At 33.3% G+C, this 16,045-nt stretch carries 12 protein-coding genes and 1 pseudogene; all 13 read right to left on the reverse strand.

The window, feature by feature from the left end; translation table 11 throughout:
• Nucleotides 1–140: 140 nt before the first annotated feature.
• A pseudogene (locus JIG41_RS09860) lies at nucleotides 141–413 on the reverse strand (polysaccharide biosynthesis protein); the annotation flags it as partial.
• Between the two features lie 213 nt (nucleotides 414–626).
• Nucleotides 627–1,175 carry a sugar transferase gene (locus JIG41_RS09865; RefSeq protein ID WP_199524643.1) on the reverse strand — a complete coding sequence of 183 codons (549 nt, stop codon included), beginning with the start codon at nucleotides 1,173–1,175 and terminating at the stop codon, nucleotides 627–629.
• A 15-nt stretch (nucleotides 1,176–1,190) separates the two neighbouring features.
• Complete coding sequence (locus JIG41_RS09870) at nucleotides 1,191–2,126, reverse strand: SDR family oxidoreductase (protein ID WP_199524644.1); 936 nt, start codon at nucleotides 2,124–2,126, stop codon at nucleotides 1,191–1,193.
• A complete protein-coding gene (locus JIG41_RS09875) occupies nucleotides 2,123–3,262 on the reverse strand; it encodes a glycosyltransferase family 4 protein (protein WP_199524645.1) in 1,140 nt (379 codons plus the stop codon). Before JIG41_RS09875 ends, JIG41_RS09870 begins: the two co-directional genes overlap by 4 nt.
• A gap of 39 nt (nucleotides 3,263–3,301) precedes the next feature.
• Nucleotides 3,302–4,339: a glycosyltransferase gene (locus JIG41_RS09880; RefSeq protein ID WP_199524646.1), complete on the reverse strand. Its 1,038-nt coding sequence runs from the start codon at nucleotides 4,337–4,339 to the stop codon at nucleotides 3,302–3,304.
• A complete protein-coding gene (locus JIG41_RS09885) occupies nucleotides 4,336–5,451 on the reverse strand; it encodes a glycosyltransferase family 4 protein (protein WP_199524647.1) in 1,116 nt (371 codons plus the stop codon). The genes JIG41_RS09880 and JIG41_RS09885 overlap by 4 nt, the downstream gene beginning before the upstream one ends.
• A 30-nt stretch (nucleotides 5,452–5,481) precedes the next feature.
• Entirely contained in the window at nucleotides 5,482–6,309 is an 828-nt protein-coding gene (locus tag JIG41_RS09890) for a hypothetical protein (protein ID WP_199524648.1), read from the reverse strand.
• Between the two features lie 416 nt (nucleotides 6,310–6,725).
• Complete coding sequence (locus JIG41_RS09895; RefSeq protein ID WP_199524649.1) at nucleotides 6,726–7,898, reverse strand: hypothetical protein; 1,173 nt, start codon at nucleotides 7,896–7,898, stop codon at nucleotides 6,726–6,728.
• Nucleotides 7,899–7,948: 50 nt separating this feature from the next.
• Nucleotides 7,949–8,929, reverse strand: a complete 981-nt coding sequence (locus JIG41_RS09900) for a glycosyltransferase family 2 protein (protein WP_199524650.1) — start codon at nucleotides 8,927–8,929, stop codon at nucleotides 7,949–7,951.
• 8 nt (nucleotides 8,930–8,937) lie between these two features.
• Complete coding sequence (locus tag JIG41_RS09905; RefSeq protein ID WP_199524651.1) at nucleotides 8,938–10,080, reverse strand: polysaccharide pyruvyl transferase family protein; 1,143 nt, start codon at nucleotides 10,078–10,080, stop codon at nucleotides 8,938–8,940.
• A gap of 293 nt (nucleotides 10,081–10,373) precedes the next feature.
• Entirely contained in the window at nucleotides 10,374–11,774 is a 1,401-nt protein-coding gene (locus tag JIG41_RS09910) for a Coenzyme F420 hydrogenase/dehydrogenase, beta subunit C-terminal domain (protein ID WP_199524652.1), read from the reverse strand.
• Between the two features lie 57 nt (nucleotides 11,775–11,831).
• Nucleotides 11,832–13,373, reverse strand: coding sequence for a hypothetical protein (locus tag JIG41_RS09915; protein ID WP_199524653.1), 1,542 nt, complete (start codon nucleotides 13,371–13,373; stop codon nucleotides 11,832–11,834).
• A gap of 411 nt (nucleotides 13,374–13,784) precedes the next feature.
• Nucleotides 13,785–16,037, reverse strand: coding sequence for a polysaccharide biosynthesis tyrosine autokinase (locus JIG41_RS09920; RefSeq protein WP_199524654.1), 2,253 nt, complete (start codon nucleotides 16,035–16,037; stop codon nucleotides 13,785–13,787).
• Nucleotides 16,038–16,045: the final 8 nt, after the last annotated feature.

A 16,045-nucleotide genomic window follows, 5' to 3' on the forward strand; every position in this document is an offset into this window, starting at 1 on the left:
AAATGCGCGTGATTACAATCGCCAACTGGTTGAAGCGATGATCAAAGTGAAGGCGCTAAATAAGATCAACACCCTTGGTCTGCCTAAATATCAGTAAGTTAAGTGAGTTTATTAGAGAGCTGCATTTGATCAACAAGGCCGGTACCAAGCACAATTGCCCATAAAGCTTGCGAGTTCATATACCGCAGCACTGCACGGTACAAGCCTAAATTAATAAAAATAAACAATGCTGTTGGCACAAGTAGTAAAAGCAACATCCAGTTGTCTGCTTTACTAAGCGGTGCAATGCTATCGAGCCTAACTATTAACGCAAGCCAAAACGCTGATATTATAAATAGCGAGTCGATAAAAAGAGTAATAATGCGCTTAGTAGCACGCGAAGAATTTAAAATAGAGCGAATAATATTATCCACAACAAGTTCCCTGTCTTGTTTTTGCCGATTAACATACCAACCTAAGCTGACTGGCTGCTTAATAGTTGTTAAATTTTCATGAATTATAGCTGAACCATATGAATCTAGCCACTGAACTAATACAATATCATTAGCCTTTGATTTTTATAATAATTTGATTTAAATCTTGGGGAAAGGCCTCTTGCACGACATTTATTGTCTAAGCTCTGAGTACTATTTAACGCGGTCACCGCTCCCACTCCCCGTTACTGTCATTAAAATATATTTAAAATAGCTCGTTATAGTGAGGGTGTCGATCATTTCGCGATCCGTTTTTGCGAGGAGTTCTGGGGTAGACATATCAATTTCGTTTACTTGAGCCAAACCAGTAATACCTGGGCGGACAGCATACACATTTTTAGCTTCGCGAGCTGCTGTTAGCTCCTGTTGATTGAATAAACCAGGGCGCGGGCCAACCAAGCTCATTTCACCTTTTAGTACATTCCAAAGTTGCGGGAGTTCGTCTAACTTTGTTTTACGCAAAAAACCACCAAAAGGCGTAATTGAGGCTGTACTTGCTAAGTGGCTGGCAACAGAGGCTGTATCGACCTTCATTGTTCTAAGTTTAACAAGTGTAAACGGTTTTTTATGTCGTCCTACACGCTCCTGCGTAAAAATAGGTGAACCGGTATCAAACAAGCCTATAATATATAAAATAACTAAAAATGGTGACGCAAATAATAAACCAAACAGTGAAAACAAAAAGTCGAGTAAACGTATCATGTATAAATCCATTAATTATTTTGTTGAAGTTTTAGCAGCAAGTTTAAAACCATGCTCAACTGAGTATGGCGGTTTCCAGTTAAGGGTATTTTTTGTATGGGTAACATCTAACTGGAGAGAGCCTGTTAGCCTGTCAATCACATCACTTTTATTAAGTAATTTACCAGCTAATTTAAAGCACCAAACAGGCACAGGTAAAGCAAAATTGTTTTTATTTTGCACTTTAGCCATTAGCGCGACCATTTTGGCGGTTGATAAATAATGATCATCACTGGCTAAAAATATTTGATTTGCCGCTTTAGGATGCTCAATACAGACTTTAATTAAATCAACTAAGTTATAAACTGATACTAAGCTACGTTTGTTATTGTTTATCGATCTAAAAGGCAATGGTAAACCTTTGCCAACAAAGCGCATAAGTGAAGCAAAATTGGCTTTTACACCTTCACCGTAAACCAACGGTGGCCTAATAATCACAATTTCCATCCCTGTTTGCTTCCCGAGCTCTAGTAATTGCTGCTCAGCTTCAGCTTTAGATATGCCGTAAGGGTCTTCAGGAGCCGGGCTATCATTAGCAGTAAAGGGAGCTCTATTAGTAGTACTTTCACCATTAACTTTTATAGAACTAACAAAAATAAAGCGCTTAACACCCGCTTGAGCTGCTTGCTTAGCTAAATTTAAAGTGCCACCAGTATTTATAGCCCTGAACTCAGCTAAAGGGTCTGTTGCGTCATCGTTCATAATATGAACACGAGCAGCTATATGCACCAAAGCATCAACCTTGCTCAATTTACTTACTAAATCTAAATCATTAGTTTGTGATAGATCAAACTTATCAAAATGAGAATAATTAGCTAAGCGATTGCGCCCTAATAACAAACAATCTGTGGTATTTAGCAGCTCTAATAAATGCTGCCCTACAAACCCTGTATAACCTGTTATTGCAATCATTTTTCTACACGACTTAATAAATTGTTATAAATTTCCAAATGCTTATTGACCACACTGTTAACATCAAACTCTTTTTCTGCAAAAACTCTAGCCTTAGCTCCCATTGCAACTCTTAATTCAGGTTGCCCTATAAGTTTAAGTATTGCTGTTGCAAGTGCTTTAGCATCACGAATCGGCACGGTAATGCCTGTTTCACCTTCAATTACTGCATCTCTACAACCAGGGTTATCAGTTGTTACAATAGCTCTACCACAAGCCGCAGCTTCGATCAGCACTTTTGGTACGCCTTCACCATAAAACGAAGGGAGACAAACTATGTTTGAATTAGCAAACACGTCAGGAATATCGCATCTGTGGCCAAGATAAGTAACTAATCCTTGTTTAACCCAAGAGTCAATTTCATTTTGCTGTATAGAATTAGGGTTTTCTAGATCAGGTGTACCGACGAGTAAAAATTCTGCATTTGGGTGCTGACCTTTAACTATTTTTGCAGCTTCAACATACTGGTACACACCTTTTTCTTTAAGTAAGCGACACGCCATGACCACCTTAATAGTCCCATTAATATTCTCGGGAAGGTAATTATATATAAAGAGATCAGCACCAGACCCTTTAATTAAAGTCTTATCAACAACTTTTAGATGTGCAACATCGGTTAAAATATCTTCATCCGAAGAGTTCTGAAAGATAACCGTCTTATTTTTTTGAGCGAGCGCAACCTTGTAAAAGGCAGATGCAATTAATTTAGTAATTTTTGCACGCAAAGAATTTGCAGTAAAAACATAACCAAGTCCAGAAATAGCGGCAACAAAAGGGATATCACGCTTAACTACTTTAAGCGCCAAACCTGTATATAAAACGGGCTTTATTGTCACAGCATGAATAATTGAAGGCTGAACTTCTTCAATCACTCTTTTAATCGTTTTTATTGTGTTTATTTCTGACGAAAGCCCACTACCGCTTCTGTTAAATGGAATATCAATAACATTAAAACCCATTTCTGATAGCTCTGCTTTATACTCTGTGAACCTGCTTGCAATAGTAACTTCATAACCACTTTCAAGAGCTTTTTTTGCTATTGGTAAACGATGAGAAATAAAAAACCAATCAACATTAACAATAAAGAGTAATTTCAACTATAGTTCCTTAATAAAGAGTGCATTCAATAAATACATTTATTTTGACAGATAATGATAAAGTAATTTAAAAAATGATTTATCAAAAACAGGGTAGTCACTTTCATTGACAAAGTGGCCCACTTTTAATTTCTCAATTTCCTTATTTTCAATCATGGTCTTAAACTTAAGAGCTGTCTCATTTAAATTATTAACATCTAGATAAAAAGCATTAACTCCATCTACTGCATAGCTTTTAATTTCCCCAACAGGAGTGACAACAGGAAGTAACCCATTTTTAATTGATTGAAATACAGAAATAGCCATCCCTTCTACGTGACTTGACTGAAGATAGTAATTATACTTTCTCATCTCAACTTCAATATCTGTTGGTAATATAGAGCTATGAAATTTAACTACATCTGATAATCTATGCTGATTAACAAAGTCAATTAACTTCCCTAACTCGCCATCATCTCGACCATAAAGATCATAAGTACAAGCTACATCAAGCTTTGCCAGTTCAAGTATAAAAGTAAAAGCTTTAATTATGTCTTTTTCTTTAGAAAACCTACCAACAAATACAAAGCTTATGGGGTTGGATTTAAAAATTATTTTATCTTCAGAGAAACTTACATTCATGGGAACTACATGAGACTTTGTTTTTTTAAAATTTGTATCTAACCATAATTGAGTATTCTGAGAATCACAGATAACCCTATAAGAAAGAAAAATGGATATCTTTGTTATTACTTTATCTACTAAATGAGCAAACCTAGCGCTATGAACAAAATGAAACCTTATTGAGCTCGGTTTCAACATTTTATATAGTAAACTGACAAAGTGTGCCCTCCATAGAGAGCTAACAACCAAATGAGCATCCAACTTAAAAAGAAGTAGAAGTGATTTAAAGTAACTATTACCTATATGTAGTCTTTGCTTTTCATCCTCTGAGAGAGAGTTATAAATACTAGAATTACAATCCCCAACAGTAATTACATGATAATTAGATTCTGCTTTACTTTTTAAAAGATTTAAGACCCCAACCTCTACACCACCTATTTCCATTGCATTGATTATATGTACGATCTTAGTCATATTTGTGCCCACTTTTTCTCATTGATTAGACTTAGGTAAGTTTCTTCCCAATTAAAATCAAACCTTTTAGATTGAACAACAATATTTTCAATGCAAGATGCATAACCATCTATTGATAAAATATGGCGCAATCTATCAACCAAATCGGGTACGAAAGGCTCGAAAGTATTTTCTGTAGAAGCTAACATATAGGCAATACCATCAACATTACTACCAATCACAGGCAAACCTATGGCCATAGCTTCTAATATAACATTTGGAAATTGATCCTCCCTAGACGGGACAATTAACAAATCAGTAAGTAACATTTCTCTAAAAACATTGCTTGTTCTTTCGATAACTTTAGTAATATTAATGCTACCACTCAAATATGGATAGGTGTGACTAACATACTCTTTTGAAACACCAATCAAAGTAATCTCTAAATAAGGAAAGTCTTTCGTATCAGATATGTTTTTTAGCGCTTGGAGTAAAATATCTAATCCCTTAATTTTTGATTCACCGCCAATAAACAGTAACTTACAAGGTTGCTTAGGGTATTCACTTTTAATTAAACCAAAATTATTTGGTAAATCATTATTTATAGATTTTACTTTTCCTCGATTAACTTTATAAGAGTTAATTAGCTCCTCAGCAGCCTTATCCGTTTGACAAATTATTTCATCTGCAAAATAATAAGAAAATTGTATAACCTTATTGGTAATAAAAAATTTAGATTTAATTTTTAACAACTTTACTCCGGATATCCCTTCCAAAACAATAAGCTGTCTTTTTAGTACATTAGAACGCACCCCAATCGATAAAGGGCACCCAGTAACTAATTTAACAAACAAGGCTGATAGCAATGTCGTCTCACCGAAAACAACTATTTTCTTTATTTTTTTTCTATTATTAAATAAGTAAAGAGAGCTGAGTATTGAATTTAGAAGTAGCAATATACTAGGCTTTAAAAAAAAAGCATTAACCCACGAGGTTTTACAGTTCGGTGAGTCAAGCTTTGAAGGCGTAACCCAAAAAACTGATTCAGTTTTTGCTATATACTTCACTAACCTTTGATATCTATGGTGAGCACCAGTAATGGGAGTTTTAAAATGTGAAATAAAGACAAACATAACCTACCTTAATAAAATCAAAAAAAGTAATTATTTAGTTACAGGTAACTTATTCCATGCAAAGAACAATGAAAGATAGAGCATATTAACAGTTCCTATTTTTATTAAGAAAGGTTCTTTAACATTTAACAATATAGCCATAAAGATAAAAATAGATAATATTCCATAAAAGTTACTTTTATTCGCTTTATAAAATAGCTTTAAGTTAGAATAAAGTAAAAAAAATATAAAAGTTACTGTTGGAATAAGTCCAATTGAGAATATAAATTTAACATAACCAGAATCAGACCTTGCATAATCTAAGAAAAATTGATATCCACCTGAACCAAAAAACAATATATCTAGTCTATCGGGAACATAAAGCATACTGATTAAGTCTTTATTTGAGCTGTTGATTTCACCATCTGTAAAGATTGAAAACAAACTAATAAACCAGGGTAAGGTTTCCTCAGAAAAAACATCATTTGTCAAATAATCAATGAATGGCAGAAACATAATAACAAAAAAAATCGATAAGGAAATAGATATAAGAAAAATAAGTATCGTCAGTAGTTTCTTTTTATCAAAGAAGATTATTGAAAAAAATAAAATGACTATTTCAACTAAAAAACCACTTCTAGCTATAAAAACTGTAGAAAACATTAAAAGACAATATAGCGCAATTAGAATTGCTCTAATTAGTATTTTTGAAGTCTTTAAGTAAAAATAAATATATCCGATGCCACATATGGCCAATTGCATCGAATGATCAGCACCTCCGCTATTTGACAACCCTCTCACTCTATTTATACGCAAAGGATCAATATTACCGGACTGTGGCAGTAAGTATGATAGAGATAATTTAAATTCATACGACATGTAGGATAATATTGAACAAACAGATAAAAACAAACCGCAGAACAAAAGGTAAAAGCATATATTTTGTAATCTTATGGTTCCGTTCTTGACTAGAGTGAAGAAAAAGTATGCTCCAGAAGAGTATTGAATTATGTGTAGAAACAAAAGATTAGTTAACGAGTAGTCATTGTTACCATTTAAAGTCGTAATCAAAGAATATGTAATAATAATAATAAATACAGTTACAAATATTTTAAAATAAACTTTATTTAATCTATTTTCGAGCATATCAAAGAATATATAACTCAGAAATACAAGTGCTACGAGGTTACCTGTGCTGACTGGCATGAAACTAAAGCTTAAGGGAGATAACCAGCAAAAGAAAAGAATTAAGAGGATACCGTCTAAAAATAATTTTTTTAAAATAGAAAAAGTATTCATCGCTTTTTATCATTTATAATTTCAAGAATGTAACTCTTAAGCTTGCGAGATTCAATGCACGTTGATAACTCATTGTCATTTTTATTTTTTAAGTATTTTTTAATTCTTAAGCGCTCTTCTTTATTGCTTGCCAACTTTCTAATTGCGTAACTCCAAGTTTCTTTAGTATACGGGAAGTAATCCTCCATCTCAGGTCCAAATATTGAGACCACCTCAGGAATAGGGCAAGCAATAAATGGGATGTTTAACTGACAAAAAATAAATGCTCTTCCAGCATTAACACTTTCTTTATATCGAAATAATAAATCTACACAACGATCAGTATTCCAAAAATAAGCGCCAAATCTGATAAAGACAGTTTCAAGGAAGTTATACTTGAGGCTAATTTGGTTAGGAACCAGCCCAATATCTACATCTGATAAAATCGAAAAAATCTCTGGATAGGAATACTCATACAGTTCTAATTTAAAATTATGCTTTGGAAGTTTCTTAATTTGATCAATATTACTAACGACTTTCAGCTTCACATTATATTCTTCTGCTAAAATATTCAAAGCTGGAAATATGTATTCCACACTTTCTAAAAAGTGCCTGGCATTACCATGATATCCAAAAGATATACAACTAGCTCCATCATCATTACTTCTAATTTTTTTGCCATTAAGAATTTCGGTTGGACTGTAACACTCTATTAACTTCATATAGAGCGAGTTAATCCCTTTAGATTCAAAAATATTTTTTAAATGAACAGTATCAGCTATAACAAAGTCCGCAACACTTATTTTTCTAAACCTTTCTATCATTTGTGAAGATTTGGAATCGGATTTAAACATGCGAGCCTGATATAAAAAACTCTTCAAGTTAAAGCGATGTAGCAAAGGATGAACAATTCTTTCAAGGTGTGGTTTTACAACCCCGATTATAATATCTTTATTTTGCAACCTAGCTATATCTATCTCATCTTCATCTCCATGAAGGATAGCTACATCGAACTTGTGATATTGAGAAAACACATTTTTATAAACTTCAAAGTCATCAAATTTTTCAAATTCAGATTTGATCCCATGCTGGGGTATTCGAACGCTCCCTTGCTTTTCATCTAGTTTAGAATTAAATACTATTTTTATTTTTTTGTGGTTTATTTTTTTAATACAAGAATCAATACTCATACCTTCACCTTACCAATCTCCAGCGAAAACTTATCATCATGATAGTTAATTCATTTAATAATTATTCTATATAGAAAATTAAAAAATTTATTATACCCATGAAAAAAACCAAGCATATTTATTCTAGAGAAAAAGAATAGCGGATAATACTTAACAACATCCTTAAAAGAGTGAAAGTCTTTTAAGGTAACATTACTAATGTGTTTCATATAGTTTACATAGTAAGGTGAAGAAACTAACTTTTTAAAATTATCTTTTCTGGTTAAATTATACATTTTAATAACATACATTCGACTTAATATTGAGCTTGGGTGAAAACTTGAATACTCTGATATTATACATGAAAGAGCGCTATCGAGATCACTAATATTCTTAATTGAAAGGTCTTTTGTTGTAACGCCATTAGTATCTTGCATATAATGTACATAACTTGATTTACTAATATATATGCTCTGAGAATTAAAACCTAGTTTAGCTGAAACAACAGAGTCCTCTCCCATGCTAATTCCATCAGGAAAAAAAATGTTATTTTTAAAATAGCACTCCCTTTTAAATACCTTATCCCAAGGATTGTTACTAATTGCACCATTAATAAACAAATTTGAATATTCAGTACTATCTATAATTTTTTCATTTTTAAAGTTTTGCACCAATTTAAAATTTGAACCAAAATCTTGAATATAACCTAAAACAATTCCATCGCACGCTTGATTCTCTATTACCTTCTTTAAATAATCAAGATAGCCATTTTCGACCCAATCATCTGCATCTAAGAAAACAATATATTCTCCCTTTGCGATATTCAGACCACTATTTCTTGCGGATGATACTCCTTCATTAATTTTATCCACTATTGTAACATTTTCATGTGCATGGTAACTATTATTAATCACCTCAAGAGTTTTATCTTTAGAGCCATCATTAATAATAACTACTTCAAAATCAATAAAACTCTGATTAATTACACTATCTACAGCTCTAGTAATATATTTTTCTGCATTATAGGCTGGTATTATGATTGAAAAAAGCATATCAGTTCTTATTCATCTTTTATATTATCAAAAATAAATTTGCTAGATTTTTTTTGTAAATAAAAAACCTTTTTATTAACTGCATCCCAGTTGTAAGAGTGTTCAATTAAAGACTCATTAAATTTTTCTGAGTTTAATATTAGCCTATCTTCTAAGTCAAAAAGTGATAACAACGATTTAAAACGAGCAAGCCCTCTTTTTACATTACCAATAGCAATAAATGGTTTATTAAATATTATTGAAAAAACACAACCATGAAATGAATCAACAATTACATACTCAGAGTCATAAAATGCTCTAATCCATTTAGTCATAAAAGGGTAGATATATTCTTCACTTCCTTTTTTATAATTGTAATCAATAGCCTTTGGCTTAACTTCAAACGGTTCTAAGCCAAGTTTAGTCGATATTTTTTTGATTACTGAAATGGAAAACTCATTCTTGTCCAATATATAGCAAAAGAGATTCCCTTTATTTTTTTGTTCATTATATTTATTAATCAGATCGAGATAATCACTTTTTGACAATAACATGGTTGGATCTAAAACCAACTCACTAGTAACTCCAAATTTGTCATGCATGATATCAATTGCAGACTTTTCTCTTACAGACAGAGCATTAAATTTACTTAGGTTAACTTTACAATCTTTAAATTCTTCATTAGTAAAGCCCCAAGTATCCGTCCCAAATGAAGCGGCATACGATATTACCTTTTTCCCTTCATCCACAAAATCAAAAAAATATCTCCTGATATTTGGTGTATATTCTGGTCTCCAGACCTGATCGCTACCAACAACAAAAATATCTACTTCATAATTTAGTTTTTTTAATTCGGAAAAGTCGTAAATTGGTTTTGTTTTTTTTCCTAGCTCTCTACTAACAAAATCTTTCGCATTTCTCGATATTTCACTTTGAATAGTAGGTGTAACAGCAGGTTCCAACTTTTTATATTTTAATATTGTTTTTTTTATAAAATTCCTTATAGCCATATTAAGCGAATTCTTTTTACTAATTTTATTTTTTCTATAATCTATTAGTAAGGTCTCATAGCCATTTTTTCTTAATACTTCTTTTAGGGCGTAAGCTTGTAAAATACCACCGTAATTATTTATTAGTGGCAACGTAAGTATGCCAACTCTTTTTCCTTTCATCAAAAGTCCTGAATTAAAATAACTGTATTTAATATAACTAAGTAAAACAAATTATATAATGAATTATATAAATTAAATATTGTAGATATAATTTCTATTAAACTTTAAATATCAATAGAAAATTAGTAAAAGCAGAATATAGCCATTCCATTAACAAGTAATTCCAGAAATAAATCTAACCTTTTGACTGTTTAACTTAGAAGCTAAGATTACAAATTTAAGTTACTAGGTAATTTAAAATAAAAAATTTTATAAAGTTAAACTATATTTTTCATTCACAAACAAAGCCATTTTTATTTAAATATTTTAGACTTTTTCCGAATAAGTGAAGCTTTTATTGCTCCAGGTTCTGAATACCATTTATAGTAGTGATTTATTTTAGTTAAAGTACTTAGTAAAAAAAGGTATGGCTTCATTCTTTTATCAAATTGCTCTGCACTTTTAGTTTTTTTCCAGATTTCTAAACTTTTTTTCCTTACCTTCATTCTCATTAAGTGGATTAACTTTAATAAGAAGGATAACTCATCTTTCTCAAAGCGTTTAGGAGGCACAGCTAAACCTTCAGAGCGTCTTTTCTTAATACGAAAACCAAGGCCATTATGCCGATGGTTAAATCCACCTCGTTGCGATTCAATTAAGCTGGATATTGGTAAATTATCAATGGTCAATGCATTATTCTCAATCCCTTTTTTGATAATATCATCAGCAAGTATAGATCGCGTAATTATCACATTAGTACCTAACCCTTCAGATCTATATGGCTCAATCCAAGCATCACCTAAGGATATATCAGCTAACTCTACGGTGACATCATCACAAAAGTCACAAGCATTAGATTTAAATAAGCCTGTGCCCCACATATCTCCAACCATTCTCATTTTTATTGTTTTTTGGTTATTATCCTTATCTAAACAACCAAATGAATAATCACTTGCGGTGCTTGTTTCATCTTTAAGTCTGAACTCAGGTTTTCTATATTCTGCGACATCTACACCAGCTTTACTTGCTAGATACTCTGTGAAAAAAGTGCTTTTTACTCCACCACAAATAATCCCAACCAAAAACCTGATCTTAGTTTCTAAAATTGGATCAGCCTTTTGAGCTAATCGTACGCTTTTTATAAAGCAAGGTACACCTACAATACCAAACTTACCATCTAACTCTTTAATTTTTTCAAAAACACCTGCAAGAGTTACGGGGTAGTATCTTGTTTTAGCCCCAGCTAAAAGCTCATCTCGAGTACTACTTATCGAATACGCATAATGGGAATCTGTTGTAATTGTTTCTTTTACTGAGATTACATATTCAATCTCTTTACGAGCTAATAATTCGATTAGTGTATAAGTTGCGATACCTCCAGATGACGAATTAACCCTGTGCTCATTAGAGAAACCTGCATATGTATTTATATATTTTCCAATTGATGTATTATGATTTTTTGACTCATTTATAAATATATTCGCAAGTTTTGTTTCTGTTGATATATCATTGTTAGGTTTAGAATTAAATGGACAAACAGAAAGACAGGCTCCTTTACAACCTTCACAATGGCCAGAAACTTGTTGTGGTTCTAAAAAGCCATGCTCATTTAAAGCCATTTTCAAGTTATTATTACCACATGCTGACACGCATAAACCACAGCCAATGCATAAACCTTTATTGACTACTTCATCTATCACTTTACAAGAATTCATTTATCACCAATTTCTTTCAGAACATTCAAAGCTAAATAATTTATAAGATTAAAATACCTAATTAATAGGTTTAAACTTTAATTTACAATAGAAGGCGCTCACTTTCTCTAAAATGAATTTTCGCTCTACCCCCTCTAATCCTAAAAACCATATAGCTAAGGATACTATAAATAAAGAAGTCAAGCTTTCAGCTACTAAGTATATAAAAGTATCTCCCATTTCACTATCTATATACATCATAACTAAGGTACTAAATAATGAAACAACTAAAACTCTCAAGACTACAACTTTAAAATAAGCTTTCAATGATAGGTGAATCATCTTCCTTAGAAAGAATAAGCGAGATAAAAGTGCTATAAGAGATATAACAATGGTTGTAACTATTGCCATTTCAGGCTGAGCTCCCAAAGTAAATAACATATAAGCTAACGGTAAGTTTAACAATAATATACCTCCTGTAACTATTTGATAATTTTTTATATTACCATTAGCTTGTGCACCTGCAATTAAGGTTCCTGACAAGCTTATTATCAACGAGTCTATTAACGACAACTGACACAATATAATTACTTTTTCTGGAGTTTGTCCTAACCAAAGAGTTATTATCTGCTCTGTTTGTAGCAAAATAGGAAGCGTAAGTAGTAACAATAAGAAAAACGAATATTTTGAACCTCTTAAGACTAAAGAATGCATATATTCATGCTCACCTGAGGCATAAGATTTTGTTATTAGAGGGTTCATAGACATCTGTAAGTTAGCTGAAAATGCTCTCGTAGCCATATTCACTTGACTTGCAATAGCTCGTGATGCGTTAATTGCTGGACCAAAAAATATATTTAATAATATATTTAATCCTTGATTCATCAGCACCACCGCAACGTTGCCTATTAGGTTCCATCCAGTAAAACCTAGCAACTGTTGGAGTAATCGTTTATCCCATAAAAAAGAGTATTCAGTGTAGTTCACTTTATACTTGCAGTATGAATAATATAAAAACCAAATAAGTGCAGATGAGCAAGCGACTAGTGAAGAGTAGATTATTAAGTTATCACCAAACTTAAAATACAAAACTGATGCGGCAATTAGTTTTAAAAGCACCTCTAAAATACTTATATATGCAAATGCATTCATTTTTTCATTCGAAAGAATGGATGCCATGTAAGGTATACCCATAATTGAAAAACCAAATGAAATTAGGGCGCATTGATAGGCCCAATTTGCTGCATAAATACGTTCTGGTGGAATATTGAGTTTATTATTTAAGAACCATAAACCTACAGTTTCAATGATAACAACAATTAATATAAAAATGGCTGCATGAATATTCATGCTCATTTTGAAGATGTGACTAATCTTATCACCTGAATTACCTTGTTCGTATGATAAAAACCGTTGCGTAGATGATGACATAGCACCATTCATAAAAGACATCATAGTCACTACACCAGCGACTACATTATATATCCCATAATCCTCAATACCAAGCAAAGAAAGCACTAAACGTGATGTATAGAGCGTCACACCTAAGACTAAGACTAACCTAATATACAGGAAAAATGTATTTTTTATAATTCTGCTGGTTTTCTCATTTTGTTGCATTCAAGTAAATCCCATTTTGACTGAATATGCATTGAAACTTCGCATTAACTTTGAACTAAAAGTCATATAGGAAAGTCTTATAAAATCACATTTAAATTTAATTTAACGTACATTAGCTAAAGGGTAAAAAACCTAATCCATCCAACAAAATGATATAAAATACTTTTTCATTACCATATTGTTCAGCACAGAATACTTTTATTAAACCACTAGCGCCAATCCGAAAAAAGGTACAGATATATTACCTGTTTTAAAGCAACCTTATAATTAATACAAACTTAAAACCTAATTCGACCGCTAAAAGGTTTCGTTACTAATCGATTAACCCAAAAGTTCATATAAATCTATAATATTTATAAGATCGCGCAGTATAAAACTCCTATAAAATCTAAATTAATTCTATAAAATAATTTATTTTTCAGATTTATATTCGTAATTGTAGTAACCATAATAACCATATGCATTGCTGGCTTTTTTATGTACCCCGTTAAATACTACGCCTTTAACATCAATACCATTTTGCTCAAAGCGGTTACGGGTAAGCTCTATTTCGCGTGCATGGTTTTGGCCAAAACGTGTTACAAGTAATGTTGTACCTGTGTGGGCACTGACTATAGCTGGGTCTGTTACCGCTAAAATAGGCGGTGTATCAATTATTACAATGTCGTACTTGCTTTTAATTTCTTCGACTAGCTTACTAAAGTTAATGTGCATTAGTAACTCAGAGGGGTTTGGTGGTATTTGACCGCGGGTAATTACGTCGAGGTCTTGCACTTGCGAGTGTTTAGTTACTTGCTCTAAGTTTAAACGGCCCGATAAGTAATCACTTAAGCCATCGTCCCATTGCATACCAAATTGGGTTTGCAAATAACCTTTACGCATGTCAGCATCGATAATCAGTACCTTTTTACCACTTTGCGCCAGTACTGTTGCAAGGTTAACCGATATAAACGACTTACCTACACCTGGGCTTGGGCCCGAAACAGCAATCAGGTTGTTTTTAGACTCCATCATCGCAAAGTGTAAGCTGGTGCGTAAGCTACGTAATGCCTCTATCGAAAGGTCGGCTGGGTTATCAACCGCTAGTATGGTTTTAGGTTTATTACGGCCTTTTTTAGCTTTGCTAAAACCGGTAAGTTTATCTTGATAATCAGAGTACGGTACGCTTGCATACACCGGCAGGCCAAGTGCCTCAATTTCGTTAGGGTCTTCGACCCCTTTATGTATCGCTTTTTGTATTAATACAATCGCTACAGCGAGCATACCGCCCAGCATGGTTGCCATAACTGCTATAAGTGCTTTTTTAGGTTTAACTGGTTTTGAGGTATTAACCTCGGCGTAGTCAATTATACGTACATTACCTACCGTGCCTGCACGCACAATATCGAGCTCTTGCGTTTTACTTAACAGCAATGTGTAAATTTGGTTGCTTACTTCTACATCGCGTTTTAAACGTAATAGCTCTTGCTGTGTTTCGGGTAAGTTGCCTACCTCGCCCACTAGGTTTTGCTTTTGTTTTTCGACTGCTTCTATTTGTTCAAGCACCCCTTGGTACGTTGGGTGGCTCTCTTTAAATTTACGACTAAGCTCTAGGCGCTTTAGCTCTAGCTCTTGTAACTTGGTTTCAAGCTCTACCACTTGCTCTAATACGCCTTGTGTCTCTAAAGTAATATTGATTGATTGGCGCTTAATTTGGTAGTCGTTAAAACGTTGCTCCGCGTATTCAAGTTGCTTTTTAACCTCGGGTAACTGTACCTCTAAAAACTCGAGTGACTTTTGCGCCTCGGCGCTATTGCGCTCTACATTTCGGCGTACATAAATTGCGGCTACTTTATCAAGCACTTTTTCAGCATAATTCGCGCTTTCACTTTGTAAGCTTAAATCAATAATGCCTGAGTCTTTGCCTTTTTCGCTCGCACCTATTGCAGCTTGTAAATCTAAAATAGTATTTAAACGATCTTTACGTAAAAGTGTAAACTCGGTGCCAGGGCGAGCAATTAAACTGCGAATTGTTACGTTAAACTTGCCATTTGTTAGCTCTTCGCCCACTTTACCTTTTAAAATAACATCGCCGTCGCCATTTAAAAGCGTAAATTGTTTATTATTGCCAGCGCCTTCACCAGCAACTAAGGTAAAACCAGTACCAATTGCTGAACGGGGTACGTCAAACCTAAATACGTTTATGCTCTCGCCACCCCAGGCATAACTAGTTGCGCCAAAACTTGGCTCAGCTACCTCACCAGCTTGCATAGGTGTAAATTTACGAAATGCTCTATTACCAATCACTGGGAATAATTTAGGTTCTGCCACTATATCAAGTTTTAACGTGTCGACAGCTTCGCCAATAACAGAGCGCGATTTTAGTAACTCAATTTCGGTTACTGCAGCTGAGGTACTTTCGAACATACCGGCCATGTCATCAAAGCCTGGTACCGATGCACCACCGTCTTCAACTTGTATCATGGCCGTTGCTTGGTATACCGGAGTAGAAAAAACCGCGTAAAACACACCCACAGCCATAAAGGCTGCCGTAATTGCCGCTATAAAATATTTGCGGTCAATTAACGCGCCTAGTAATGCCATTAAATCGATTTCTTGGCTTGCTTGTTCTTGTTGGGTTCTATTTTGTTTATTTGCTGCTAATGCAGTGGGCTGAGCATTCATGTACTAGC

Source organism: Pseudoalteromonas sp. bablab_jr011 (genome assembly GCF_016464045.1).
Lineage (GTDB): Bacteria > Pseudomonadota > Gammaproteobacteria > Enterobacterales > Alteromonadaceae > Pseudoalteromonas > Pseudoalteromonas lipolytica.